Annotated in this window: 22 protein-coding genes and 1 pseudogene; 7 read left to right on the forward strand and 16 right to left on the reverse strand. The window is 68.0% G+C overall.

Features of this window, described 5'->3' with window-relative positions; all coding sequences use genetic code 11:
* Positions 1-411: 411 nt before the first annotated feature.
* The 4 genes from K3U93_RS02310 to K3U93_RS02325 all read right to left on the reverse strand — a co-directional run bounded on the left by K3U93_RS02310 (position 412) and on the right by K3U93_RS02325 (position 3741).
* Positions 412-972, reverse strand: a complete 561-nt coding sequence (locus K3U93_RS02310) for a GNAT family N-acetyltransferase (RefSeq protein ID WP_071512171.1) — start codon at positions 970-972, stop codon at positions 412-414.
* Positions 973-1007: 35 nt separating this feature from the next.
* A complete protein-coding gene (locus K3U93_RS02315) occupies positions 1008-1925 on the reverse strand; it encodes a 5-oxoprolinase/urea amidolyase family protein (protein WP_083010627.1) in 918 nt (305 codons plus the stop codon).
* 16 nt (positions 1926-1941) lie between these two features.
* Entirely contained in the window at positions 1942-2613 is a 672-nt protein-coding gene (locus tag K3U93_RS02320) for a 5-oxoprolinase subunit B family protein (RefSeq protein WP_071512173.1), read from the reverse strand.
* 123 nt (positions 2614-2736) lie between these two features.
* Positions 2737-3741, reverse strand: a complete 1005-nt coding sequence (locus K3U93_RS02325) for an ABC transporter substrate-binding protein (RefSeq protein WP_083010626.1) — start codon at positions 3739-3741, stop codon at positions 2737-2739.
* 158 nt (positions 3742-3899) lie between these two features.
* Between K3U93_RS02325 and K3U93_RS02330 the strand changes: the two genes are divergently transcribed.
* On the forward strand, positions 3900-5291 hold the full coding sequence (locus K3U93_RS02330; protein WP_139796960.1) for an MFS transporter: 1392 nt from the start codon (positions 3900-3902) through the stop codon (positions 5289-5291).
* On the opposite strand, the gene K3U93_RS02335 is transcribed toward K3U93_RS02330, so the two are convergent.
* Positions 5288-6550: a DNA polymerase domain-containing protein gene (locus K3U93_RS02335; protein ID WP_083010624.1), complete on the reverse strand. Its 1263-nt coding sequence runs from the start codon at positions 6548-6550 to the stop codon at positions 5288-5290. The genes K3U93_RS02330 and K3U93_RS02335 overlap by 4 nt on opposite strands.
* A gap of 58 nt (positions 6551-6608) precedes the next feature.
* On the opposite strand from K3U93_RS02335, the gene fadD2 reads away from it, so the two are divergent.
* A complete protein-coding gene (fadD2, locus tag K3U93_RS02340) occupies positions 6609-8288 on the forward strand; it encodes a long-chain-fatty-acid--CoA ligase FadD2 (protein WP_071512177.1) in 1680 nt (559 codons plus the stop codon).
* Between the two features lie 30 nt (positions 8289-8318).
* On the opposite strand, the gene K3U93_RS02345 is transcribed toward fadD2, so the two are convergent.
* A complete protein-coding gene (locus K3U93_RS02345) occupies positions 8319-8684 on the reverse strand; it encodes an ATPase (RefSeq protein WP_071512178.1) in 366 nt (121 codons plus the stop codon).
* A gap of 608 nt (positions 8685-9292) precedes the next feature.
* On the opposite strand from K3U93_RS02345, the gene K3U93_RS02350 reads away from it, so the two are divergent.
* A complete protein-coding gene (locus K3U93_RS02350) occupies positions 9293-9583 on the forward strand; it encodes a hypothetical protein (protein ID WP_176219968.1) in 291 nt (96 codons plus the stop codon).
* 121 nt (positions 9584-9704) lie between these two features.
* Here the strand turns inward: K3U93_RS02350 and K3U93_RS02355 are convergent, their stop codons facing one another.
* The 3 genes and pseudogenes from K3U93_RS02355 to K3U93_RS02365 all read right to left on the reverse strand — a co-directional run bounded on the left by K3U93_RS02355 (position 9705) and on the right by K3U93_RS02365 (position 13275).
* The gene (locus K3U93_RS02355; protein ID WP_083010623.1) at positions 9705-11924 is read right to left on the reverse strand and encodes an acyl-CoA dehydrogenase family protein; all 2220 of its coding nucleotides are present in this window, start codon (positions 11922-11924) and stop codon (positions 9705-9707) included.
* 113 nt (positions 11925-12037) lie between these two features.
* A pseudogene (locus K3U93_RS02360) lies at positions 12038-12151 on the reverse strand (hydroxyacid dehydrogenase); the annotation flags it as partial.
* A complete protein-coding gene (locus K3U93_RS02365) occupies positions 12142-13275 on the reverse strand; it encodes an alpha/beta hydrolase (protein ID WP_083010706.1) in 1134 nt (377 codons plus the stop codon). The pseudogene K3U93_RS02360 and the gene K3U93_RS02365, both read right to left, overlap by 10 nt.
* Before the next feature lie 374 nt (positions 13276-13649).
* Between K3U93_RS02365 and K3U93_RS02370 the strand changes: the two genes are divergently transcribed.
* A complete protein-coding gene (locus tag K3U93_RS02370; protein ID WP_071512180.1) occupies positions 13650-14231 on the forward strand; it encodes a VOC family protein in 582 nt (193 codons plus the stop codon).
* A gap of 6 nt (positions 14232-14237) precedes the next feature.
* Positions 14238-14786: a hypothetical protein gene (locus K3U93_RS02375; protein ID WP_071512181.1), complete on the forward strand. Its 549-nt coding sequence runs from the start codon at positions 14238-14240 to the stop codon at positions 14784-14786.
* On the opposite strand, the gene K3U93_RS02380 is transcribed toward K3U93_RS02375, so the two are convergent.
* The gene (locus K3U93_RS02380) at positions 14719-15414 is read right to left on the reverse strand and encodes a TetR/AcrR family transcriptional regulator (protein WP_083010622.1); all 696 of its coding nucleotides are present in this window, start codon (positions 15412-15414) and stop codon (positions 14719-14721) included. The two genes, K3U93_RS02375 and K3U93_RS02380, sit on opposite strands and share 68 nt — an antisense overlap.
* Before the next feature lie 88 nt (positions 15415-15502).
* Here K3U93_RS02380 and K3U93_RS02385 point away from each other — a divergent pair, with 88 nt between their 5' ends.
* Together K3U93_RS02385 and K3U93_RS25335 are read left to right on the forward strand one after the other, a co-directional pair.
* The gene (locus tag K3U93_RS02385; protein ID WP_420915370.1) at positions 15503-16405 is read left to right on the forward strand and encodes an oxygenase MpaB family protein; all 903 of its coding nucleotides are present in this window, start codon (positions 15503-15505) and stop codon (positions 16403-16405) included.
* Positions 16406-16615: 210 nt separating this feature from the next.
* Positions 16616-18445 carry a PPE family protein gene (locus K3U93_RS25335; protein ID WP_277622372.1) on the forward strand — a complete coding sequence of 610 codons (1830 nt, stop codon included), beginning with the start codon at positions 16616-16618 and terminating at the stop codon, positions 18443-18445.
* Between the two features lie 178 nt (positions 18446-18623).
* Here the strand turns inward: K3U93_RS25335 and K3U93_RS02405 are convergent, their stop codons facing one another.
* The 6 genes from K3U93_RS02405 to K3U93_RS02430 form a co-directional block, all read right to left on the reverse strand.
* Complete coding sequence (locus tag K3U93_RS02405) at positions 18624-20294, reverse strand: diflavin oxidoreductase (protein ID WP_071512183.1); 1671 nt, start codon at positions 20292-20294, stop codon at positions 18624-18626.
* A 201-nt stretch (positions 20295-20495) separates the two neighbouring features.
* Entirely contained in the window at positions 20496-21638 is a 1143-nt protein-coding gene (locus tag K3U93_RS02410; RefSeq protein WP_071512184.1) for a GTP-binding protein, read from the reverse strand.
* A gap of 59 nt (positions 21639-21697) precedes the next feature.
* Positions 21698-22531 carry an ABC transporter ATP-binding protein gene (locus K3U93_RS02415; RefSeq protein WP_230981566.1) on the reverse strand — a complete coding sequence of 278 codons (834 nt, stop codon included), beginning with the start codon at positions 22529-22531 and terminating at the stop codon, positions 21698-21700.
* A complete protein-coding gene (locus K3U93_RS02420) occupies positions 22522-23586 on the reverse strand; it encodes a FecCD family ABC transporter permease (RefSeq protein ID WP_230981567.1) in 1065 nt (354 codons plus the stop codon). Before K3U93_RS02420 ends, K3U93_RS02415 begins: the two co-directional genes overlap by 10 nt.
* Positions 23583-24785 (reverse strand): cytochrome P450, encoded by a 1203-nt coding sequence (locus K3U93_RS02425; RefSeq protein ID WP_277622373.1) that lies wholly within the window; start codon positions 24783-24785, stop codon positions 23583-23585. The genes K3U93_RS02420 and K3U93_RS02425 overlap by 4 nt, the downstream gene beginning before the upstream one ends.
* On the reverse strand, positions 24786-25082 hold the full coding sequence (locus tag K3U93_RS02430) for a hypothetical protein (protein WP_139796947.1): 297 nt from the start codon (positions 25080-25082) through the stop codon (positions 24786-24788).
* Positions 25083-25095 lie beyond the last annotated feature (13 nt).

Consider the following 25095-nt stretch of genomic DNA (forward strand, 5'->3'; position numbering starts at 1 on the left):
ATGCCCTGCCGTATGTTTCGATGCTCACATTAAGGATGGAAGCCCGTCAACTCGATTTGGCCGATATCGCCTGTAAGTTGAATCCCAGTTGTCTGGTAAACACCTGAGGGGCAAACGGGCCGGCAAAGGAGCAGGTCAGGCGGGCCGATTGGCGGGTGCGCGGTGCGGTCAATAATCACGCGCGCCAAGCGAATTCGTGAGGTGCGGAATTTGGTGTGAGCTGGAATACATTTCCCGCTACGCGGTTTCTTTACCAAATCGGTATGGGACCTATGCGGGCGAACATGTTGCGGCCCTGAAGGATCGATTCCCGCGCCGCCGCCAGTGACGTTCGGCGACGGCGAAGCCGACCGAATTAGCCTATGAAGCAAGGAAATTCCGAACCCCGCCCAAGCGGCAGCGAGGTCGCGCCTACCATACGTCGCCGGCGCGCCAGTCGCACATCAGGTCCTCGGAGGTGTCCAGGCCCATCCCGACTGGCAGGACGAACACCGTGCCGTCGTCGTCGGGAGTGCGGGTCGGACCGGTGGGCGCCAGCACCGACGTCGGCCCGCGCCAGGGCAGCCAGCCGCGCCCCGTGTACACCCTGCGGGCCTGAGTCGACGAACTGACGGCACCCAATTGGTAGGCGCCGCGGATCACCTGTTCGCAGCCGTCCAGCAGGGCGTGCGCCAGGCCCTGGCCACGCCAGTCCTCCCGCACGGCGATGCCTTCGACGTACCCGCAGCGCAGGGCGTCGCCGCGGTACAGCAGTCGCCGCTGCACCACGGCGGCGTGCGCGATGATCGCGCCGTGCTGCCAGATCAGCGCATGCATGCCGCCCAGCGCGTGCTCCCAGTCGTCCTCGGTGAACTCTCCGCCGAACGCGGCGGTGACCATCTGGCGGACGCGCTGGCGGGTCTCGGTGTCGAGATCGGCGGTGTGGACCAGGCGGGCGGTGTGTACCTGCGCGGTGTGTGCCTCGGTGTGCACAGTCCTTGTCTACCAGCCCTGTCCAGCGGCCGGCACTACGACAGCGGCCAGCCCGCGGCCCCCGAAAGCGGCCGCGTCCCCAGCGCCGACCGGGGTCGCGCCCAGTGCAGCCGCACGTGCTGGCCCGGGCGCACCTGGGCGGCCTTGTCGATGTCCTCGTCGGTGACGACGCCCACCACCGGGTAGCCGCCGGTGACCGGATGATCGGGCCCCAGGATCACCGGTAATCCGTTGGGCGGCACCTGGATAGCGCCGCGGGTGGCGCCCTCGCTGGGCAGCTGCCGATCCGGCCAGCGGTGCTGCAGCGGGCGGCCCTCCAGCCGCATGCCGACCCGGTCGCTGCGGTTGGACGCCATCCAAATCGTGTGCACCAGGGCGTCGGGGTTCACCAACCAGTCGTCGCGCGGGCCCGGGACCACCAGCAGTTCCACCAGATGCTCGGTGATGGCCGCCACCGGGGCCTGCTCGAGTGCGGGGTAATCGTCGGTGTGCTCGCCGACCGGCAGCCGGTCTCCGGGCTGCAGCGGTGCCGGGCCGATCGCCGACATCACGTCGTAGCTGCGCGAGCCCAGCACCGGCTCCACACAGACGCCCCCGCGCACCGCCAGGTACGTCCGCAGCCCGGCGCGCGGGGCGCCCAGGGAGATCACCTGGCCGTCTCGGACATGGTGAATGCTGTTGGTGCCGAACTTGATTCCGTTGACGGTCGGGTCGGTGTCGGCACCCGTCACGGCGATATCGACGTCGCCGCCGCGGACCCGGGCCGACAAGCCGCCGAACGTCACTTCGACGGTGGCGCGGTCGTCGGGATTGGCGACCAGCCGGTTGGCCAGCTTGTGTGCGCGCCGGTCGGCGGCCCCGGACCAGCCGACGCCGAGGTGCGTCAGCCCCGGCCGGCCGAGGTCCTGGACGACGGCGAACGGTCCGGTGCGCAGGATTTCCAGGCTCGTCACGGTTTTCTCCTCGCGGTTACACGGCCCGGAACCGGACCCACATGCCCTGCGTCAGCAACGCCGGATTGGGTCGCTCGAGGTCCCACACCACCGCGTCGGTCCGGCCGATGAGCTGCCAGCCGCCGGGCGATTGGCGCGGATAGATCGCGCTGAATTCGCCGGCCAGGCCGACGGAGCCGGCCGGCACCGAGGTCCGCGGCTCGGACCGGCGCGGCACCCGCAGCCGCGCGTCGCCGTCGACCAGGTACGCGAAACCCGGTGCGAACCCGCTGAATCCGACCCGCCACAGGGTGCGGGTGTGGGCGCTGATCACCTGCGCCGCGGTCAGCCCGGTGAGGTCGGCGACCTCGGCGAGGTCCGGCCCGTCGTACACGACGTCGATCACCAGATCCGGGCCGCGCCCCGCCGGGGCCTCGGCGTCCGCGGCGACCCGCATGTTGCGTAGCCGCCGGCGGATGACCCCCTGGAAGCGGGGGCCGTCGAGCTTCACCAGCACCGTGCGGGCGGCCGGGACGATGTCGACCACACCCGGTAACGCCGCCGCGCGTAGCGCTTCCACCCACGCCAGCACCTCGGCGGTGCTGCCACATTGCAGCATCAGCGCTTGATCGCCATAGTCCACGACGGAATTGCCAACCAGGTCGGTGGGCAGGTCGCTGGCGAGGCCGGTGAGGTTGGTCACGCTCATTACTCGACGGTAACCCCGGAATCGGGGCGGGAGCGAGGGGAAGCGGCGGGATTTTGGAGCACTGCCAGAGGTGCCTTAGCAAACGCTCAAACAGGAGGGATTGGGCGGGGCTCTCACCCAGCTCTAACCCAAGACCTTGCCGATCAGCGGGGGCAGTTGGTCGGCCACGAACGGGTAGCTCAGCGGCGACGAAAAGGCGATCGCGCCGGCCTGGTCCTTGGTGGTGAAGACGTGGCGGTTCTGGGCGGTGGCCGCCGCTCCGGCGATTTCGGGGTCGGCCAGCAGCGCCTTCTGATCGTCGGGGCTCTCGGTCGTCCAGATCACCACGTCCGCGGAATCGAGCACCGCCTTGATCCGGTCGCGGGGGATGACGGCGCGGTGATCGCCGCCGAAGGGCTTGATGCTGTCGGCGATGACGAGGCCCATCTGGTTCAGGAAATCGGTCCGCCAGCCGGCCAGGGTTGCCACCACGGTGCCCTGCCAGAGGGTGCCCTGCATCAGCAACGCCTTCTTGCCGGTCCATTGCGGATTCTTTTGGGCGACGGCGGCAAACTTCTGGTCGACGGCGCCGATCAGCGACTTCATCTGGTCGGCCTGGAACACCGCCTGGCCGACGGCGGTGGCCTGGTCCTTCCACGGCTCGAAGAAGGCGTCGCCGTCCGACTGCGGGACGGTCGGGGCGATCGCCGACAGCTTCTGATAGGTGTCTGCGTCCACCCCGGCATTGATGGCCACGATCAGGTCGGGTTTGAGCCCGGCGATCTGCTCGATCGGAATCCCGTTGTCCAGGCTCAACACCACCGGCTGCGCGCCGCCCAGCCTGGGCTGGGCCCACGGCCACACCGCGAACGGCTGGTCGCCGAACCAGTTGGTCACCGCGATGGGCACCACACCCACCGCGAGCAGGTCGTCCTGTTCGGTGTAGCCCGCGCTGACCACACGCTTGGGTGGTTGCTTGATGACGGTCTGGCCGAAAAGGTGGGTGATTGTCACCGATCCGCTGGGGGCGCCCGGCGCCGGTTTGCGCGCCGAGCACCCTTGGGCCACCCCCGGGTACCCGGCGACCGCGACGACCCCTGTGGCCCCTGCGAGCTGCAAGAATCCCCGTCGATTCCATCCGTGTCGCACCGCGTGAGAGTATCGCGTGCGCGATGCGCTCTGCTCCAAAGTTCTGACAAACGCTTACGGGTCGGTGCGATCTTCACGTATCGCCGGCGTAACTGCGCACACCCAGACCGGTAACAGTCCGTCCCTACCGTCGAGCCGTGACCATCACCCCGGAAACCATCACCCCGGTCCTAGCGCCCGCGCCGCGGCGCGGGCATCACCAGGGACGGCACTGGATCGACGACTGGCGGCCCGAAGACCCCGCGTTCTGGGAGACGACCGGCAAACCGATCGCCCGGCGCAACCTGATCTTTTCCATCTTCGCCGAGCACATCGGGTTCAGCGTGTGGATGCTGTGGAGCATCGTGGTCGTCCAAATGACTTCGGTGGGTGCGCTCGGACACCCGAGCCATCCCGCCGCGTCCGGCTGGGCGCTGACCCCAAGCCAGGCGTTGTGCCTGGTCGCCGTCCCGAGCGGTGTCGGAGCCTTCCTGAGGCTGCCGTACACCTTTGCGGTGCCGATCTTCGGCGGCCGCAACTGGACGACCATCTCGGCGACGCTATTGCTGATCCCCTGTCTCCTGCTGGCCTGGGCGGTGGCCCATCCCCATATGCCGTTCGCGGCGCTGGTGGCGATCGCCGCGACCGCCGGCCTCGGTGGCGGCAACTTCGCCTCGTCGATGGCCAACATCTCGTTCTTTTATCCGGAGAAGGACAAGGGCTGGGCGCTGGGCCTCAACGCGGCCGGCGGCAACATCGGTGTGGCGGTCGTGCAGAAGATCATTCCGCCGATCGTGATCGCCGGTGGCGGGATCGCGCTGTCGCGCGCCGGGCTGTGCTACGTGCCGCTGGCCGTCGTGGCCGCGGTGTGCGCTTTTCTGTTCATGAACAACCTCACCGAGGCCAAAGCGGACGTGAGGCCGGTCTGGCAGTCCCTGCGCCACCCCGACACCTGGATCATGTCGCTGCTCTACATCGGCACGTTCGGGTCCTTCATTGGCTACTCGGCGGCGTTCCCGACCCTGCTCAAGGCCGTGTTCAACCGCGGCGACATCGCGTTGGGGTGGGCGTTCCTCGGCGCCGGCATCGGATCGGTGATCCGTCCGCTCGGCGGCAGGCTCGCCGACCGGATCGGCGGGGCCCGCATCACGGCCGTCAGCTTCGTCATGCTTGCCGCCGGCGCCGCGTCCGCGCTCTGGTCGGTCAACGCCAAAAACTTGCCGATGTTCTTCGCCAGCTTCATGTTCTTGTTCGTCGCCACCGGCATCGGCAACGGCTCCACCTACCGGATGATCTCGAGGATCTTCAAGATCAAGGGTGAGCTCGCCGGCGGTGACTCGGACACCATGGTGCACATGCGCCGGCAGGCCGCGGGCGCGCTCGGCGTCATCTCGTCGGTCGGCGCCTTTGGTGGGTTCGTCGTGCCGCTCGCGTACGCCTGGTCGAAGTCGCACTTCGGCGGCATCGAGCCCGCGCTGCGGTTCTACGTGGCGTTCTTCCTCGCCCTGCTGGTCGTCACCTGGTACGCCTACCTGCGCAAGGAAACCCCGATGGGGAAGCTGGGCGTCTAGCGGTTCCCATACCTCGCCCAGGGGGAGTAGTCGGCGATCAGCTCTTCCTGCGGCGGGCGCCGGTCGGCCGGCACGTGCTGCAGGTTGATCCGGATCCGGTACCAGATCGAGCTCGGCCCGCGCATGCCGTCGACCAGGACGTCGGCCGGCTGCAGCAGGCCGGCCGCGTCGGGATGGCGGTCACGCCAGGCGTCCAGCGCGGCCATCGCCTCGTCCCTGGTCTTGGTGCGGGCGATCTCGATCAGCGGCTTCGAGGGCTGTCGGCGGCGGCTCGCGTCGCCGGCGCCTTTCGGTGCGCGCTCCGGAGGCCCCATTTCTTCGGCCAGCATCAGCAGCCGATCGAGGGAGCCAACCGCTGCAGCGTTGGAGGAGTCCATCCCCGCCCACGGGTCACCCCGTTCGGCGAACCGGCCGGGCACGGTGTCGATGGTGAACGCCTCGGGCCTGCAGTCGGCGACCTCGTCCCAATCCAGCGGCGTCGACACCCGGGCATCGGGAGTGGCCCGCACCGAGTAGGCCGACGCGACGGTGCGGTCCTTGGCGTTCTGGTTGAAGTCGACGAATACCCCCTCGCGCTCCTCCTTCCACCAGCGGCTGGTCGCCGCCTCGGGCGCCCGGCGCTCGACCTCACGGGCGACGGTCTGGGCGGCCAGCCGCACCTGGCGGAAGTCCCAGCGCGGGGCGATCCGGGCATAGATGTGAAAGCCCCGGGACCCCGACGTCTTCGGCCACGCGACCAGGCCATAATCCTCGAGCACCTCGCGGGCCACCAGCGCGACGTCCACGATCCGCCGCCACCCGACCCCGGGCATCGGATCCAGGTCGACCCGCAGTTCGTCGGGGTGGTCGAGGTCGCCGGCGAGGACCGGGTGCGGATTGAGGTCGACGCACCCCAAGTTGATCACCCACGCCAGCCCGGCGGCGTCATGGATGACGGCCTCTGCGGCGGAAGTGCCCCGCGCGTAATGGAGTTCGGCAACGTCGATCCAGTCCGGCCGTTTGGTGGGTGCCCGCTTCTGGAACACGGCTTCTTGCGCGATGCCGTGGACGAAGCGCTTGAGGATCATCGGCCGGCCGGCCACACCGCGCAGCGCCCCCTCGGCGACGGACAGGTAATAGCGGATTAGGTCGAGCTTGGTGTAGGGGCCCCGCGAGTGGCCTGGGCCGCCGCGGCGTTCGAACACCACCTTGTCCGGATGGGTGACGGTGACCCGGCGTCCGGCCACGTCCAGCAACATGGGACCGGCCATGGGGTTCATGGTAATTCGGCGAGACTTTCCGACCCGCAGTGCGACGGACGTCACATATGGTGAATTCATGCCTAACCTGATTGACCTGCCCGGCCGGGCCGTGACCAAAGTTCAGCAATACCTCGAACGCGGCGCGGCCGAATTGCACTACGTGCGCAAGATCATCGAAGCGGGCGCATTCCGGCTGGAGCCGCCGCAGAACTATGCCGCGATGGCCGCGGACATCTACAAGTGGGGCGAGTTCGGCATGCTGCCGTCGCTCAACGCCAGGCGCAATCCCGGCGGCGCGGCCCTCGTCGACGAAGAGGGGACGCTGACCTACGCCGAGCTCGACGAAGCCGCCCACGCGGTGGCCAACGGCCTGATCGACAAGGGTGTGCGCGGCGGCGACGGCGTGGCCATCCTGGCCCGCAATCACCGCTGGTTCGTCATCGCCAACTATGGCGCGGCGCGCACCGGCGCCCGCATCATCCTGCTCAACAGCGAGTTTTCCGGCCCGCAGATCAAGGAGGTGGCCGAGCGCGAGGGCGCCAAGGTAATCATCTACGACGACGAGTACACCAACGCCGTCAGCAAAGCCGAGCCGCCGCTGGGCAAACTGCGCGCGCTCGGCACCAATCCCGACGCCGTTGATTCGTCCGGTAGCACCGACGAAACGCTGGCCGAGCTGATCGCGCGCAGCAGCAAAGCTCCCGCCCCGAAGGCCGGCAAGCACGCGTCGATCATCATCCTGACCAGCGGGACCACCGGCACCCCGAAGGGCGCGAACCGCAGCACCCCGCCGACGCTGGCGCCGGTCGGCGGCATCCTGTCGCACGTTCCGTTCAGGGCCAACGAGGTGACGTCGCTGCCGGCGCCGATGTTCCACGCGCTGGGGTATCTGCACGCGACCATCGCGATGTTTTTGGGGTCGACGCTGGTGCTGCGCCGGAAATTCAGGCCGCCGCTGGTGCTGGAAGACATCGAGACGTACAAGGTGACCGCGATGGTCGTCGTCCCGGTGATGCTGTCGCGCATCCTCGATGCGATCGAAAAGATGGAGACGAAGCCCGACCTGTCCAGCTTGCGGATCGTGTTCGTATCCGGGTCGCAGCTGGGCGCCGAGCTGGCCAGCCGGGCGCTCAAGGACCTCGGTCCGGTCGTCTACAACATGTACGGCTCGACCGAGATCGCGTTCGCGACCATCGCCGGGCCCAAGGACCTCGAACGCAACGCGGCCACGGTCGGCCCGGTGGTCAAGGGCGTCAAGGTCAAGATCCTCGACGACAACGGCAACGAGCTGCCCCGGGGTGATGTCGGCCGGATTTTCGTCGGCAACGCGTTCCCGTTCGAGGGTTACACCGGCGGTGGTCACAAGCAGATCATCGGCGGGCTGTTGTCATCGGGCGACGTCGGCTACTTCGACGAGCACGGCCTGCTGTATGTCAGCGGTCGCGACGACGAGATGATCGTCTCCGGTGGTGAGAACGTCTTCCCCGCCGAGGTGGAGGACCTGATCAGCGGGCATCCCGACGTCGTGGAGGCCACCGCCATCGGCGTCGAGGACAAGGAGTGGGGGCACCGGCTGCGCGCCTTCGTGGTCAAGAAGGAGGACGCCGACCTCGACGAGGAGACCATTAAGCACTACGTGCGCGACCACCTGGCCCGTTACAAGGTGCCCCGGGAAGTGATCTTCTTAGAAGAGCTGCCGCGCAATCCCACCGGCAAGGTCCTCAAGCGTGAACTGCGCGAGATGGAACTCGACTAAAGACCACTCGTCCCGGGTTTGACCGGCCGGTCAGCGCCGTTCCCGGATGGCGCGGGTGATCTGGGCCGCGAGTTTGGGGTCGACCAGCAGTTGGTCGATGAGCGCGGCGAGGACTTCTTGCCCGGTAACCCGCGCGACGCCCAAGCGGTCGGCCGCTTCCCGCTGCCAGATGTCGAGGGCCCGGTGGGTGGCGGCTGGGAGGTCGACGGTGCGTCGCGTCCGCTGGTTTCGTGCCGGCGGGGCGGCTGCCGGTTGTTTGATCACTCGTTGGGCGGCCGGCTGCCGGAAGCCGCTCAGGCGCTCGGTGGGCGCGGCGTCTCCGGAGGGTGTGCCGGCCGACATCTGTGCGGAGACCGCTCCGGCGGTGCGTCCGATGTGGCTGGGGATGAAGTTCACTGCGGCGATCGTCCCTCCGTGGGTGCAATCAGTAGATCAGTGCTTGGGGGTTAACACGTGGTGGTACCGATTCTGTCACTCACGCCCGCGTAAGTCGCGCTACCGAGCCGTGGACACCACCGGCCGGGTGCCAGGCGGCGAGGGCCCCGTCCGGGAGACCCGGGCTCTACCAGCGACGTTGACGCCTTTTTCAAACCGATAGCCACCGAGAATTTTCACCCGTGGGTGCCAACGCTCCATACAAGGGATTAAGCAGTTTGCTAGTTTATTTTTTGTACCGATACAGATGAGCATGCGATGGCGGAAACCAGAAGGCACTGAGATTCGGATATCCGTACGTCAGTAGTTCAGTATTTCCCGTGCGAACTGGTAAGATAGGAGGCACGGAGATACTGATGGTGGTATTTGCGAAAACCCTGGAAGACGTAAATAAGTATTTGAACAAAGGGGCATAAGTGGGAGTGCTGAATTCAGTAGATATTGGCTAGCCAGCAGCAGAATTATTACCCAATTCACAGCATAATTTTTGCGCCATCGAATTGTTTGCCCTCAAATTTCTGAGTAGCGTTTTAGGCATCGCCATCAAGGTCTCGGAAAGGAGCTCACCGATGATGATTTCACCGCGATCCGTGCGCAACGCGGCCGCCGGTGCGGCGGGTGCCGGCGCGATAGCCGCAGCGATGCTGTTCGGCGGCATCCCCGCGGCACAGGCCGCCCCCGCACCCGCGCCCGCCACCAGTTTTGCGGTCGCCGGTCCCCACGGGGACATCCCCCAAGCCCCCGCTGTCGTGCCGACCCGGTGGGGCCACGGCGGCTGGGGCCACAGGGGCTGGGGCCACCATGGTTGGGGCCGCCACGGCTTCTGGGGCCACCGGCACTGGTGGAACTGGTGGTGGTGAGCCACCGTCGTTGCGCGACCGCCGGCCGGCCTCGTCCTGTCGCGAGTTACTAGGTTGACCGGCGCGCGCACGGGGGGGATCCATGCCGGCCCGAGCCTGTCTCGGGCCGGCATGGCACCGTTTACGGGTCGCGGGGCAGGCCCAGCAGCCGCTCGGCGATGATGTTGAGCTGCACCTCCGACGTGCCGCCGTAGATCGTGGTGGCCCGGCTGGCCAGCAGGTACTCGCCCCACTTGCCGGCCAACTCGTTGGTGTCGCCGATCGCGGCGTCGGTGCCGAACGAGGACACCGCGAATTCGGCGTAGCCCTGGCCGGTGCGCATCGACAACAGCTTAGAGATGGCGGCGGACGGCATCGCGTCCCCGCCCGCCAGCGTCAACAGCGTCGAACGCAGGTTCAGCACCTTGGCGGCATGACCTTCGGCGATCAACTGCCCGGCCCGGTGCTGCGCGACCTGATCGAACTGGCCGTCACGGACGAACGCGACGAAATCGGGCAACGTGGCCAGGAAATTCGCGTCGCTGCCGCCGATCGACACCCGCTCCGCCGTCAGGGTGTTGCGGCTGACCTCCCAGCCCCGGTTCACCTCGCCGAGCACGCACTCGTCGGGCACGAACACGTCATCGATGTAGACGGTGTTGAAAAACTCCTGGCCGGTGAGCTCCCGCAGCGGCTTGACCGTCACGCCCTCGCTTTTCATGTTCAGCAGGAAGTAGGTGATGCCATTGTGTTTCGGGGCGCTGGGGTCCGTTCTCGCCAGCAGTGCGCCCCATTGCGAGAACTGCGCGGCGGTGGTCCAGATCTTCTGCCCGGTGATGCGCCAGCCGCCGTCGACCCTGGTGGCCTTGGTGGTCAGCCCGGCCAGGTCGGATCCGGCGCCCGGCTCGGAAAACAGCTGGCACCAGAAGATGTCGCCGCGGAAGGTCGGCGGCAGGAAGCGCTGCTTCTGCTCCTCGGTTCCGAACGCCACGATCGACGGCACGATCCATGCCGCGATCGCGATCTGCGGCCGCTTGACCCGCCCGGCGGTGAACTCCTGGGCGATGATGATCTGCTCGACCGGGCTGGCCGCGCGCCCCCACGGTTTCGGCAGATACGGCAGCACCCACCCACCTTCGGCGATGGCGACCGTGCGCGGCTCGCGGTCCATCGCCTTGAGCGCGGCGACCTCGGCCCGGATCTCGGCCCGCAGCTTCTCGGTGTCAGGATCCAGGTCGATGTCCACGGCGCGCATGCCCGTGGTGGTCGCGGTGTCCACCACGCGCTGCGGGTACTCCGAGGCGCGGCCGAACGAGGCGGCCAGCATCAGTGCCCGGCGGTAGTAGACGTTCGTGTCGTGCTCCCAGGTGAAGCCGATCCCGCCGTGCACCTGAATGCAGTCCTGCGCGCATCGCTGGGCGGCCGTCGGCGCCAGCGTCGCCGCCACGGCGGCGGCGAACTCGACATTGGAAGCGGCTATGTCCCAATCGTTTTGGCGGGCCTCGTCGAGCGCGCGGGCGGCGTCCCACACCGCGGCGGTGGCCCGCTCGGTGTCGGCGATCATCTCCGCGCACTTGTGCTTGATGGCCTGGAACTGGCCGATCGGCCTGCCGAACTGCTCGCGGATCTTGGCGTAGTGCGACGCCGTGTCGGTCGCCCAGCGCGCCACGCCGATGGCCTCGGCCGACAGCAGTGTGGACATCAGCGCGTGCGCGGTTGCCATGCTCAGGTTGCTCAGCGCGGCGTCGTCGCCGACCTCGACGGCGTTGGCCCGCACGTGGGCGATGGGACGCGCCGGGTCCAGGCTTTTCACCGGCTCGATATCGAGCTGTTCGGCGCGCAGCACCACCCATTCTTCGCCGCTGTCGATCGCGACCGGCAGCACCAGCACGGACGCCTGCGCCGCGGCGGGAACCGCGCGGACCTCGCCGCGGATCACCAGCCCTTTCTCATCAGGACCCTGCCGGGTGGCGGTCAGCCCGGAATCCGGCGCATAGGCGGCGATGGCGGCACCCGACGCCAGCTCAAAGAGCACCTTGGCTTGCGCGTCGTGCGCGGAGATCAGCGCGCTGGCGATCGCCGACGGCACGAACGGCCCGGGGACCGCCCCATAGCCGAATTCGGCCAGCACGATGGCCAATTCGAGGATCCCGAAACCTTGTCCGCCGACGGATTCGGCAAGGTGCACACCCTGCAGGCCCTGTTCGGCCGCCGCCTGCCAGTACGGCGGGGGATTTTCGATCGGGCTGTCCGGCCCTGTTTCCAAAGCCGCGTGCAACACCTCCGACGGCGCCACCCGTGCCACCAGGGACCGCACCGAGTGGGCCAAGTCTTGATGCTCAGGAGTTATCGCGATCGGCATTGGTCGCCTTCCCATGGATCTCGTTTCGTTACAAGCTAACAACCGGTCGGTTGGTTGACCACCGGGGGTTATCAGATGGGCCGGCGGTTACCCGTCGCGCAGCCGCGGCTGGGTCCTGTGCCGTCGTCCTCGGCGCACCAGCGGATGTCAAGCCAATCCGATTCGGGCGCAAGGAAATCAAGCACCTTGTCGCCGGGAACGAAGTGGGTGAGAACCCTTAGCGCCACCGCTTGCCGATCCACTCGGCGATGGTATCGGCCTGCTCGGGTCGCGCGCCCGGGGTGGTGAAGTAATGGTCGGCGTCGATCGAGAACCGCTCCTTGTCCGCGCCGCCCAGCGCGTCGTAAATGCGCTTGGCGTCGGAGGGAAAGACTCCGGTGTCGGCCTCGGCGCTGATCACCAGGGCCGGGCAGGTGATGCGGGCCAGGTGCGGCTCGGCCCGGGTCTGCGCCACCCGCAGGCTCCACATGCCCAGCCAGCCGCGCAGCGTGCAGGCCGCGGCGATGCCGCGCGCGGAGCGGTTCGCCTTGGCCGGGACGCCCGCGTAACACATGTTCGGCGGACGCTTGGTGGGCTCGATGGTGGGATCGACCATGCGGGGATCGGCCCAGGTTCGCATCACCGTGAACGGCCGGTCGGAAAACCCCGCGGCGCGAACGCGTTTGAGCTCGCTTTCGACCCAGTCGGTGATGGCGTGGTTGCGCGCGGTCTGCGCCCCGCGGTAGCGGGCGACGAACTCCGCCGAGTACGGCGGGCCGTTGCGCTCGTTGAACAGGTCGAGGTCGGAATCGGTTGCCACCGGGTCATTTTCGTCGACGACGGCGGCGTCCATCCAGGCGGTGAGCACGTCCGGACGCCCCGGATGGGCGGCGGTGGCCACGTAGCCGTCGGCGGGCGGCAACTCGGTCAGCCCGGCCGCCGGACGCATGCCTTCCAGCGCGGTCACGTTCGGGTCGACGGCCTGCGACTGGTAGGCCGCCATCAACGAACCACCCCCCGAATTACCGAGCAGCACAACGGTATCCACGCCCTGGGTCTCACGCAGCCAACGAACCCCGACACCGATGTCGACCAGCGCGTGGTCGAGCAGAAAGCTGCTTTCGAAACCACGGAACCTGGTGTTCCAACCGAGAAACCCGATGCCGCGGACGGCCATGTAGTCGGCGAGATAGTGCTCGGAGAAGTCGATCTGGTAGTGCGTGGCGATCATCGCCACCTTCGGCTTGGGTCCCGCCCCGCGGTGGTACAGCCCCTGGCAGGGATGACCGCCGGCCCCGGCGCGCCCGGCGGTGGGCGACGGCAACCCGACGAACTCGCGGACAACCTCCGCGACGCCGGTATGACGAGTCAATTCGGCTCCGCTCCTTGCGAGTAGATGGCCCGCGTCTGGATGCGGGCCGCGTCGTCGGGCTGACCCGCGGCCGAACTTGTTCCGGCGAGCTGGATGCAACAGTATGGCCTCCGCGATCAGCCGTGGATCGTCGCCGGGACACCGGCCCTCGACCTGGGCGCGCCGGACCGAATCCGCGATGAAAGACGCCGGCACAGAGCATATTTCGGCCCAGCACCGCGCGAAGTCGTCGTCGACCATCGCGGGTGGCGCGCCGGTTCTGCCGCGGTCGACACCTGGGCGCACCTCCCTGGAACAAAACTGAATCTGATGTTAGATTCAGTTTCAGATCTTGGCCAGGACCCGCACTCCCGGGGGCCGAGGGGAGCCGCGAGATGATCAAGCCGCACAACACCAACACGGAATTCGAACTCGGTGGGATCAACCATGTCGCCCTGGTGTGTTCGGACATGGCGCGCACCGTCGACTTCTACACCAACATCCTCGGCATGCCGCTGATCAAGTCGCTCGATCTGCCCGGCGGTGCGGGGCAACACTTCTTCTTCGACGCCGGCAACGGCGACTGCGTCGCGTTCTTCTGGTTCGCCGACGCCCCCGACCGGGTGCCGGGCATCTCGTCGCCGGCCGCCATCCCGGGCATCGGGGACATCACCAGCGCCGTGAGCACCATGAACCATCTGGCATTCCACGTACCGGCCGAGAAGTTCGACGCCTACCGGCAACGGCTCAAGGACAAAGGCGTGCGGGTGGGCCCGGTGCTCAACCACGACGAGAGCGAGCTGCAGGTATCCGCCACGGTGCATCCCGGGGTGTACGTGCGCTCGTTCTACTTCCACGATCCCGACGGCATCACGCTGGAATTCGCTTGCTGGGTAAAGGAATTCGACACGAATGGCGCCCACGCCGTTCCCAAGACCGCGGCCGACCGGCGACCTCCGCTACCGGCCATGCGCTGATCGGAGATGACCGACAGCATTTTGTCCGACGCACAGATCGCCGCGCTGACTCCCGAGCAGCGGCGCGAGCTGATCATCCGGTTGGAGCAGCCCCTGAGCGAGGTGATCGATCCGGCGGTGCTGGGTCGAGTGCGGCGTCTCCGATTGGGTCTGATGGTCGGTGGCTCGATCGCGATGATTCCCTGGCTGGGGTATCTGTCCATCACGCTGCCGGAGAACTACGTCGCCCACAACTGGACCGCCACCTGGGTGGGCTTCGACATGCTGTTGGTCGGTTTCATGCTGGCCACGGCCGTGTTCGGCTACCTGCGTCGCCAGGTGCTGCTGCTTGCGGCCTTTACCTCCGGGGTGCTGCTCATCTGCGACGCCTGGTTCGACCTCATGACCGCCGGACCCGACGACGTCTGGTTGTCGATAGCCACGGCGCTGCTGATCGAGGTGCCGTTGGCGATCTTCATGATCTCCGGTGCGCTGCGCATCATACGACTCACGATGAGGCGCTTGTGGCTCCTGGATCCCGGGATGCGGTTGTGGCACCTGCCGCTGTTTCCTTGAGGCGGTACAGGTTTGGCTCGGCGAGCTCGTCGAGCAGCGACGCCAACTGATCGACGAGCTGGTCCGGCTCGAGGTGGACGTCGCCGGCCAGCCAGGCGCTGATCGCTTGTCCGACGCCGCCGACGACGAAGTGGGCCGCGGCTTTGATGCGCTCGTTTGCCGGGACGTGCAGCGCGTCGCCGACGTGCTGGCCGGACAGCATGGCGAACAACGCGGTGGATTCGGCGCGTTTGCGCACGATCACCGGGTTGGCCAGCTGGGTGCCGAACAGCAGGCGCCCGATGCGGGCGTCACCGGCGATGGTCCGCACGATGTTGGCCATCCCCGCGCGGGTCTGCTCGCGCGCCGGTACTGCCGCCACCGCGGCCTGGGTGGTGGTGGCCAGCTCGGCGATGACCCAGTCGAACACGCAGGCGACGAATTCGTCCTTGTCGCGGAAGCTTTCGTAGAAGTAGCGGGCCGCCAGGCCGGCTTGGCGGCATACGCCGCGGACGGTCAGCGCGGAGATGTCCTGCCGTTGCGCCCCCAGCAGTTCCAGGCCGGCGGCCAGCAGCCGGCCGCGGCGGGCGGCCAGCCGCTCGGCCGCCTCGACGCCGCGGTAGGGCCGCGCGCCGGAATCGTCGGGCATACCCACATCTTGACACCCGGCGCAAGCAGCGAGCAGTATCAGGAAACACGCGTTCGCACAATTAGCGGGGGCCGGTGCCGCGGAGGACATGCTGATGGCAATCCACGAAGCAATCCGGCACGTGGAGCGCCCCGTCGCCGACGCGGCCCGCCCGCGGCGCGCCCGGCGCCGGCGCGCGCTGGGCATCGACGAAGGCCTGATGGGCGTGGCGTTGTTGGCGGGCCCGGCGAACGTGATCATGCAGTTGGCGCGGCCCGGTGTCGGCTATGGCGTGCTGGAAAGTCGCGTCGAGAGCGGCCGGGTCGACCTGCATCCCATCAAACGGGCGCGCACCACTTTCACCTACCTCGCGGTGGCGACCGCCGGTAGCGATGCCCAGAAGGAGGCCTTCCGGCGGGCGGTGAACCGCGCCCACGCGCAGGTGTATTCGACCGCCGAAAGCCCGGTGTCGTACAACGCATTCGATCCCGACCTGCAACTGTGGGTCGGGGCCTGTCTGTACAAGGGCGCGGTCGATATCTATCGCATCTTCGTCGGCGAACTGGACGGCGAGGACGCCGACCGCCATTACCGCGAGGGGATGACGCTGGCCACCACGCTGCAGGTGCCGCCGGAGATGTGGCCGGCGGACCGGGCGGCCTTCGACCGGTACTGGCAAGGGTCGCTGGCTGAGGTGCACATCGATGATGCCGTCCGCGACTACCTGTATCCCATCGCCGCGGGCCGCATCCGGGGGGTGGCGCTGCCGGGCCCGCTGCAGCGCGCGTCGGACCGCTTCGCGCTGCTGATCACCACGGGCTTTCTGCCGCAACGGTTTCGCGACGAGATGCGGTTGCCATGGGACGCCGCCAGGCAACGGCGCTTCGACCGGCTGATGGCCGTGCTGCGCACGGTCAACCGCGCGCTGCCGCGCTTCGTCCGGCAATTCCCGTTCAATGTCCTGCTGGCCGACGTCGACCGCCGGATCAGGACCGGGCGTCCGCTGGTCTAGCGCGCAGCAAGCGTCACGCGCGTCGGTTTGATAATGACAATCATAGTCATTAAGCTCGTCGGTCTGGTAACCCTTCATCAGCCCGAGGAGTGCCCCTATGACCTTGCGGGTCGTGCCCGAAGGCCTAGTCGCCGCTGATGCGGCGGTTGAGGCATCGACTGGCCGCCCGGTCGTGGTGTCGTCGCATCTCATCGCGGGCGGCGGCTGACGATGACGGCGCCGATCTGGATGGCCTCACCGCCGGAGGTGCACTCGGCACTGCTCAGCAGCGGCCCTGGGCCGGGCGCCTTGCTTGCGGCGGCCGGGGCTTGGAACTCGATCGGTGCCGAATACGCCTCGGCAGCCGAAGAACTCGGCTCGTTGCTGGCGTCGGTGCAGGCCAGCGCGTGGGAGGGGCCTAGCGCCGAGTCGTATGTGGCCGCCCATGTCCCGTATCTGGCCTGGCTGGCGCAGGCCAGCGCCGAGAGCGTGGCTGCGGCCTCCCGGCTGGAGACCGTGGCCGCGGGCTACACCGCCGCATTGGCTGCCATGCCGACACTGCCTGAATTAGCCGCCAACCACACCATCCACGGAGTCTTGTTGGCGACCAATTTCTTTGGGATCAACACCATCCCGATTGCGCTCAACGAGGCCGACTATGTGCGGATGTGGATCCAGGCCGCCGGCACGATGGCCGGCTATCAGGCGGTCTCGAGCACGGCGGTGGCGGCGATGCCGCAAACGAACCCAGCGCCGCAGATCCTGAAATCAGGCGCGCAAACCCCGGCCCAGTCGTCGTTGCCTGGCTCCAACCTGTTGCAGGAGTTTCTGAACCTGCTGCAGGGGTTCGTGCAGGGGCTAGAACAGCAGATCGAGCAGTTCCTGCAAAACCCGTTGGAGCTGCCCCAGCAGATCGCAGCCATCCTGCTCAACAACGGCCAGACCGACAACCCGCTCGGGATCCCACAGGGGCTGATAAATTTTTTGCAAAGCATCGGTGTCTCAAATAGCCAAGTGGCGCACGACCCGACCGTCGACCTTCCGTTCGATAACATCATCGCGAGCATCCTGCAGCACTTGGGCATCAGTTGGAGCCCTGCAGACGGCACCCTCAACGGATTGGACTACGACGATTACGCCGACCCCGGTCAGGCGATGTTTTGGGTCGCTCGAACCCTCGAACTCTTCGAGGACTTCCAGAACTTCGCGGTGGACCTGACGCAAAATCCGGTGGAAGCCTTCCAATGGTTCGGCAGCTGGTTGTTTTTCGACATCCCGACCCACATCGAAGAAGTCCTTGCCTACGCGGTCACCAACCCGGCGGTGGCTCTGGCGTCGCTCCCCGCCGTCACCCCAGCGGCGCTGGGCGGCTTGGGGCTGGCCGGGCTGGCAAATGTTTTTCAATCCGCGGCGCCGGCTCTGGCGCCCGTCGCCGCTGCGCCCAGTGTGCTGCCGGTCGTAGGGCTGACCTCGATCGCCGCGCCGATCGCGGCCCCCGCGCCGGGGCCGGCACCTGCCCCTACGCCTAGCCCACCGACCCCTGCGGGTCCGGCACCGTCGCCACCGCCTGCGCCCCCCGCCGGGGTGGGATTTGTCCCCCCGTATGTGGTGGGGCCTCCGAGCATCGGATTTGGCTCGGGCGCGAGCGCGAGCGCCAGCTCCAGCGCGAAAAGAAAAGCGCCGGAACCCGATACCGCCGCGGCGGTGGCCGCGGCGGCGGCTCGGGAGGCGGCCCGGGCGCGGCGGCGCCAGCGGCAGCGGCAGCGCGGCTATGGCAACGAATTCATGGACATGAATGTCGACGTCGATCCGGACTGGGGTGGCTCGCCTGATGAGGAGCCGGTCGTGTCGACGGTGGCTTCGGATCACGGTGCCGGAAACCTTGGGTTCGCTGGCACGGCTCACAAGGAAACCGCTGCCGGAGCCGCGGGCCTGGCGGCGCTGGCGAGCGATGAATTCGGCGGCGGCCCAAAGATTCCGATGGTGCCGGGCAGCTGGGATCCGGCCGTTGGCCGCGAGGGGAGCGACGGGGCGAACGAAAGCGAGGGGCGTGGCAGCTAGGCCCCGGGAGCAATGCACGGGATCGGTTCGCTGAGGTGCCGAAACTGCAATGGCGGCGATGCTGAGCCGAAAAAGCCAGTGCTGAACGCAGATTCGAGACTACGAGCGTGTCGCTGTGAGTCGGGACCCGCGCCCACGGGACCCACATCGTCGTCGCACCGCTTCCGGATCAGGCCGCTTAGTAGACGTCGCGCACGTAACGGTGATTTTTGATGAGCTCGTTGACGTAGGCATGGGCGGCCGCGGTATCCATGCCGCCGCGGCGGGACACGATGTGGCGCAACGTCGCATCGACGTCCTTGGCCATCCGCTCGGCGTCGCCACATACGTACACGTGCGCGCCGTCCTCGAGCCAGCCGAAGAGTTCCGCCGAGTTCTCCCACATGCTATGCTGCACATAGCATTTCGGGCCGCCGTCGGCGCAGTCGCGGGAGAACGCCACGTCAAGTCGGGTGAGGGTGCCCGACTTGAGAAAGCCGTCGAGCTCGTCGCGGTAGAGGAAGTCGGTGGCCCGCCGCCGGTCCCCGAAAAACAGCCATGATCGTCCCGTCGCGCGGGTGGCCTGGCGTTCCTGCAGGAAGCCGCGGAACGGCGCGATGCCGGTCCCCGGGCCGATCATGATGATCGGCGCGTCGGCGGCGGGTAGGCGGAAGGAATGGTTCGGTCGCAGGTGTACCCGCGCGGTCTCGCAGCGATCCGCCAGGAATGTCGAGGCCACGCCGCCGTGGCGGCGTTCCCCGGCGGTGTAGCGCACCGTCGCGACCGTCAGGTGCACGCGGTCGGGGTGTACCAGTGGGCTCGACGCGATCGAGTAGTCGCGGAACTGAAGCGGACGCAAGGTGTCGACGACCTCGACAACGTCATCCGAGGTCAGCTCGCTCAGCCTGATCAGGTCGAGGACGTCCTTGTCGTACAACCACGAACCCAGGGCCCCATTGGCCTGAGCGGCGTCACCGCTGAGCCGGGCCGCCGCGGCGGGATCGTCGTGGGTTCGCGAGGCGACCAACGCCTGCAGCGCTCGCGACGGTGCCCGTATCTCCAGGCGCTGGGTAAGCAGGGCGCCAAGCGGCTCGTCGTGATCGGGCAGAACGTGATCGGGGCCGACGCCGAGCTCGGTCAGTATCGCCTCGACCAGGGCGGGGTCATTGGTGGCGTGCACGGCGATCGAATCGCCTGCCTGATAAGCGATTCCCGAGCCCGTGAGGTCCAACTCGTAGTGGCGAACCTCCTTGTCGGACTCCGGGGCCGTCAGCAGCCGGTTGACCGCCACCCGGGCCTCGAAGGGAGGGTTGCGATCTCGGCCCGATTGCTCTGCAGGTTCCGGCGAGGGTGTCTCGCGCGCGGAAACGGCAGCGGAAACAGCAACTGTCGGAACGGTATTGGTGTGCTCAGCGGCCAACAGCTTCACGACGTCGGTCGTCCACGCCGCAGCCGGTTGCTCATAGGGGCCGTCGACGTCGACGCGTTCCGCCAGTCGAGTGGCACCCAGGGCTTCGAGTCGCGCGTCGAGGAGTCGGCCTGCGTTGCAGAAGAGTTCGTAGCCGCTGTCGCCGAGGGCGAGCACCGCAAACCTCAGAGGATCGAGCCGCTCGGCGTCCTCGGCGCTGATCGCTTCCCAAAACAATGTGGCGTTATCGGGAAACTCACCGTCACCGAACGTCGAGACGACCACGACGAGGTGGGTCGCCGACCGCAGCTGGGCGGGTTCGACCTGGTTGAGTTCGACCGCGCCGGCTTTGATGCCGATGGCTTGTTCGACCGCCTCGGCAAACGACATCGCGGCGTCTTCGGCATTGCCCATGTCGCTGCCGTAGCCGACGATCAGCGAGAAGTCGGGTTCGACGGACACGATCGCTCCCAGCCCTCCCAAAGTAGGTTAGGCTAACCATACTTATCCATGGGTCGTCTGGATACGGCTGTGACGACTCTCACTGGCTCGGCCCACGGGGCCGGGCCCCGGGGGTGATTGCTCGCGGGTCACAAGTTAGGGAGGGTTCTGACCCGCTGACGGCGGCCCCAGATGTGGGGTCGTAGCCGCGCGCCTGGGGTGTCAGTGGGCGTGCACGGTGTCCCAGGGTGGCAGCGGATCGGGGTAGCCGACCCACCGCCGCGGGCCTTCGGCCAGTTCGGTGTCGGTGAGCAGCGCCGCCTCCATGAGGCCCAGCACCCGGTCGCGGTCGAGTTTGACCCCGATGAACACGATTTCCTGGCCGGGACGGAAGTCGGCGGTCGACCAGTATTGCGCCGGTTCGATCACCAGGTTGGGTCCGGCTTGAGACCAGATCGCCGCGATGTCGGGCCGGCTGGCGATCCAGCAGAAACCCTTGCTGCGCAACACGCCTTGCAGCTGGCCGAGCGCCGCGTGCAGGCGCCGCGGGTGCAGGGGTCGCCGCGCGCGGAACGTCAGGCTGCTGATGCCGTACTCCTCGGTCTCGGGCGCGTGCCCGTCGGTGATCTCCCGGTCCCAGCCCGGTGACTGCGCGGCGAGATCGGGATCGAACAGGCCGGTGTCGAGCACCTCCGACAGCGCCACCCGGCCGTGATCGGTGGGCACGATCTTCGCCGACGGATTCAGGCGCCGCAGCACCGCGGCCACCCTCGCGCAGGTTTCCTCACCGACCAGGTCGGTCTTGTTGAGCAGAATGACGTCGGCGAATTCCACCTGGTCCACGAGCAGGTCGGCGATGGTGCGGACGTCGCCGTCGCCGGCGGCGAGGTCGCGCGACGCCAGCGCCTCACCGCGAGCCATCTCGCGCAGAAACGTCGACGCGTCGACGACGGTCACCATGGTGTCCAGGCGCGCGACCCGGCCGAGGCTGAACCCGTTGTCGAATTCCCAGCTGAAGCTCGCGGCGACCGGCATGGGTTCCGAGATCCCCGTCGACTCGATCAGGAGGTAATCGAAACGGCCGGCCGATGCCAGGCGGGCCACCGACTCGATGAGATCCTCGCGCAGGGTGCAGCAAATGCAGCCGTTGGTCAGCTCGACGAGCTTCTCTTCGGTGCGGTCCAGATGGCCCGTCCCCGCGACCAGGGCCGCGTCGATGTTCACCTCGCTCATGTCGTTGACGATCACCGCGACCCGTCGGCCCTCCCGGTTGGCCAGCACGTGGTTGAGCAGGGTGGTTTTCCCGGCTCCCAGGAATCCGGACAGCACGGTGACGGGAAGCAGATCGGAACTCTGTGAGGGCATGCGCTAATGATAATCATTTTCATTAAGGGCGCCAGCGGGGGACCCCGTATCGGCGGCAATCAAGCCGGTGTTGAGCTCGCGGCCCGTTCCGCAGTCGGTGCGCCGACGATGGGCGCACAGGCGTAGACCGGGCGCCCGGTGGACGGGTCGACGGCGGTGAGCACCCGAACCGGCACCCCGTAGAGCTCGCTGAGCCGCTGCGCGGTGACGACGTCTGGCGCGGGTCCGTCGACGACGATCCGCCCGTCGCGCATCAGCACCGCCTGGTCGTCGCACAGCAGCGCATGCCAGGGCTGGTGTGTGGTCATCAGCACCGTGCGCCCCGCCCGGGTCAGCCCGGTAACCAGTTGCAGGATGCGGGCCTCGTTGCCGAAATCAAGGGCCGCCGTCGGCTCGTCGAGCACCAGCACCGGCGCGTCCTGGACCATCGCGCGCGCGATCAACGCCAGCCGGCGTTCGCCTGAGGACAGCACCGAGAACGGCCGGTCGGCCAGCGCGCCGATGCCCAGCTCGTCGAGCACCGCGGCCGCCGCGCGCCGATCCGCCGCCGACGGGGAGGCCGACGCCCGCAGGTGCGGGGTGCGCCCGGTCACCGCGATGTCGAGGGTGGAAAACGGGAAGGGGGTGCTGCTGCTTTGCGGGACGTAGGCGATCCGGCGGGCCAGTTGGCGGCGGGACAGCTGGCCGATCGGCCGACCGGCCAGCCGCACCGTGCCCGATCGCGGCGTCAGCAGCCCGAGCAGGCAGCGCAGCAGCGTGGTCTTGCCGGCGCCGTTGGGCCCCAGCAGGCAGCACATCCGACCGTCGGGAACCGTCAACGACACCTCCGCCAGGCGGGGGCCGCCCTTGCCGTACGCGAACGACAACCGTTCGACCTCGAGCGCTACGCCCACTGCCGCCGCACCTTCGCCAGCACCAGGAGGAAAAACGGCGCCCCGATCAATGAGGTGAGAATGCCCAGCGGGATCTCGACGGAGGTCGCCGCCCGGGCCACATCGTCGACCCCCACGACGAACGCCGCACCGAGCAGCGCCGCGGCAAGCATGATCCGACCGAACGCGGGCCCGACGATGGCCCGTGCCGCGTGCGGCACCAACAGGCCGACCCAGCCGATGACCCCGGCCAGGCTGACGGTGGTGGCAGTGATCAGGGTGCACGCGACGACGACCGTGGCCCAGGTGCGGCGGGTGTTGACGCCCAGGGTGCGAGCGTCCTCGTCACCGGAAGCCAGCACCGTCAGCGGCCAGCGCACCGTGTAGAGCAGCACCAGGGAAACGGCGACGACGACCGTGGGCGCGATCAGCCCGCCCAACTGCTGGCGGCCCAGCCCACCCATCAGCCAGAACGTGATGGCCGGCAAGGTGTCGTCGGGGTTGGCCAGGTATTCGGTCACCGAGATCAGCGCGGCGAACACGCTGCCGACCACGACCCCCGCCAACACCAGCAGGACGATCGAGTCGTGGCCGATGGCGCGCGCGACGACCATCGAGAAGGCCGCGGCCGCCAGCCCCCCGACAAACGCCATCGCGTCGAGTTGCCAGTACGGCAGGCCGAGCAGCAGGGCGAGCGCCCCGCCGAACCCGGCGCCGGCCGACACACCCAAAATGGCCGGGGACACCAGGGGATTGCGGAACATCGTCTGGTACCCGGCCCCGGAGACGGCGAGCCCGGCGCCGACCAACATCCCGCACCAGATCCGCGGCAATCGGATCCTGGTCAGCACCGTTTGGTCGACGTGATCGAGCGCGGTGAAGTGGAGCACCGCGCCGACCCCGACCGGATAGCGCCCCACCGTCAGCGACGCCGCCACGGTCACCAGCAGGAATGCCGTCAATAAGGCTGTGCGCCAGCCCATTCCACGGCGCCGCCATCGGGGCCGTCCGCGGGTCGCGGGCACCTCCGCGGCCGCCGGCGCCGCCGGGCCGGGCGCCAATTCCTCGGCGGTCACGAGCCGATCCGGAAGGGAACCGACACGGGTCGTCGCACGTGGCTGCTGTTGGCCCAGACGATGCCGGGCTCGTCGACCTCGAAATCCGGGCAGCGGGACAGCAATTCGGTCAGGACGACCCGCGACTGCATCCGGGCCGCGGCCGCGCCCAGGCAACGGTTCACGCCCTGGCTGAACGACACGACGTTGCGAGGCTGCCGCCGCACGTCCAAATCGCCGGCGTCCGGGCCGTATTGGCGTTCGTCGCGGTTGGCGGAGCCGTACAGCAGCAGCACCTGGCGACCTTCCGGGATCGCGGTTCCGCGGATCGTGACGTCGCGGGTGACGGTGCGGCTCATGGCCTGCACCGGCGATGTCAGCCGCAGGAACTCGTCGATGGAACCGGGGATCAACTCGGGGTTCTCGACCAACAGTGTGCGTTGATCGGGACGCTGGTGCAGCAGTTGCACGGAGCCGGCGAGCATGCCCGTGGTGGTGTCGATGCCGTTGGCGATCATGGCGACGATGAACGCGAGCATCGACTGCGTGCCGGGCCCCGCCGTCACCAGCTGCGAGACGGTGTCGTCGCCGGGCACGAGTCGGCGCAGCCTGATCAGCTCGGTGAAGTACGACATCATCGTCGCGAGCGGCCCGATGACACCCCGCAACGCGTTGGCCAGACCGCCTTCGGCGAGGGTGACGGCGGCGACGGCCTCCGCCCAGCCGTCGAAGTGGACCCGGTCATCCTCCGGGATGCCCAGGTACTCCGCGACCACCACCGACGGCAGCGGCCTGAACAGGTCGGCGACGATGTCGCCGCCGCCGTCGGCGCGCATCCGCTCGATGCGCTCCACCACAAACTCGCGGACCGTCGATTCCATGGTCCCCAGCCGCGGCGCGAAACCGTGTGAGACCAGTTTGCGGAACTCGGCGTGCTCCGACGAGTCCTGCAATACCTGCGAGGGATTGCCTTGGGAACCGGCGGGTTTCAGGCCGTTGTGCTCGACGGCCGCGGCCAGGGTCGAGGAAAAGGTTTCGGTGTCGCAGGCGGCCGACCAGACATCGGCGTGCCGGGACAACACGTAGTAGCCGGGTGAGTTCCCGCCGTCCTCCGCCCGCGGCGCCACGTGGTGCACCGGGTCGTGGTCGCGCAGCGCGCGATACATCGGCCACGGGTCGGACCACGTTTCGGCGGTGGGCAATCGGAACGTGGCGAGCACTCAGATCTCCCAGCCCTGCCCGTCGAGCGTGGCGCGCACGCGGTCGATCCGGACGCAGTGGCCGCCGCGGATGTCGATGAGCGTGTCGGCCGGGACGCGGACCCGCCTCTGGTCGGCGTTGGTGACGCCGACGACCGCGGGCGCGGCGGTGTCGACGGATTCGACGACGCCCCAGCCGTTGAAGTCACTGCTGCACAGGTGCATGCCGGGTTGGATCGCGGCGAGGAATTCCGCTGTCGTCGCGAAGGTTTGGGCCTCCGGGCGAGACTGTTCGGCGGGGTTCTCATCGGTGCACATGCGGATCCCTTTC

This window comes from Mycobacterium malmoense, assembly GCF_019645855.1.
GTDB classification, from domain to species: Bacteria; Actinomycetota; Actinomycetes; order Mycobacteriales; family Mycobacteriaceae; genus Mycobacterium; species Mycobacterium malmoense.

What these genes read in the sequence shown, in the direction of transcription:
- K3U93_RS02320 (WP_071512173.1), bottom strand. Translation starts at nt 2,613, where the DNA reads ATGAGCGTGACCAACCTCACCGGCCTCGCCAGCGACCTGCCCACCGAC.
- K3U93_RS02335 (WP_083010624.1), bottom strand. Translation starts at nt 6,550, where the DNA reads ATGAACCCCATGGCCGGTCCCATGTTGCTGGACGTGGCCGGACGCCGG.
- fadD2 (WP_071512177.1), top strand. Translation starts at nt 6,609, where the DNA reads ATGCCTAACCTGATTGACCTGCCCGGCCGGGCCGTGACCAAAGTTCAG.
- K3U93_RS02350 (WP_176219968.1), top strand. Translation starts at nt 9,293, where the DNA reads ATGATGATTTCACCGCGATCCGTGCGCAACGCGGCCGCCGGTGCGGCG.
- K3U93_RS02355 (WP_083010623.1), bottom strand. Translation starts at nt 11,924, where the DNA reads ATGCCGATCGCGATAACTCCTGAGCATCAAGACTTGGCCCACTCGGTG.
- K3U93_RS02370 (WP_071512180.1), top strand. Translation starts at nt 13,650, where the DNA reads ATGATCAAGCCGCACAACACCAACACGGAATTCGAACTCGGTGGGATC.
- K3U93_RS02375 (WP_071512181.1), top strand. Translation starts at nt 14,238, where the DNA reads ATGACCGACAGCATTTTGTCCGACGCACAGATCGCCGCGCTGACTCCC.
- K3U93_RS02380 (WP_083010622.1), bottom strand. Translation starts at nt 15,414, where the DNA reads ATGCCCGACGATTCCGGCGCGCGGCCCTACCGCGGCGTCGAGGCGGCC.
- K3U93_RS02385 (WP_420915370.1), top strand. Translation starts at nt 15,503, where the DNA reads ATGCTGATGGCAATCCACGAAGCAATCCGGCACGTGGAGCGCCCCGTC.
- K3U93_RS25335 (WP_277622372.1), top strand. Translation starts at nt 16,616, where the DNA reads ATGACGGCGCCGATCTGGATGGCCTCACCGCCGGAGGTGCACTCGGCA.
- K3U93_RS02410 (WP_071512184.1), bottom strand. Translation starts at nt 21,638, where the DNA reads ATGCCCTCACAGAGTTCCGATCTGCTTCCCGTCACCGTGCTGTCCGGA.
- K3U93_RS02430 (WP_139796947.1), bottom strand. Translation starts at nt 25,082, where the DNA reads ATGTGCACCGATGAGAACCCCGCCGAACAGTCTCGCCCGGAGGCCCAA.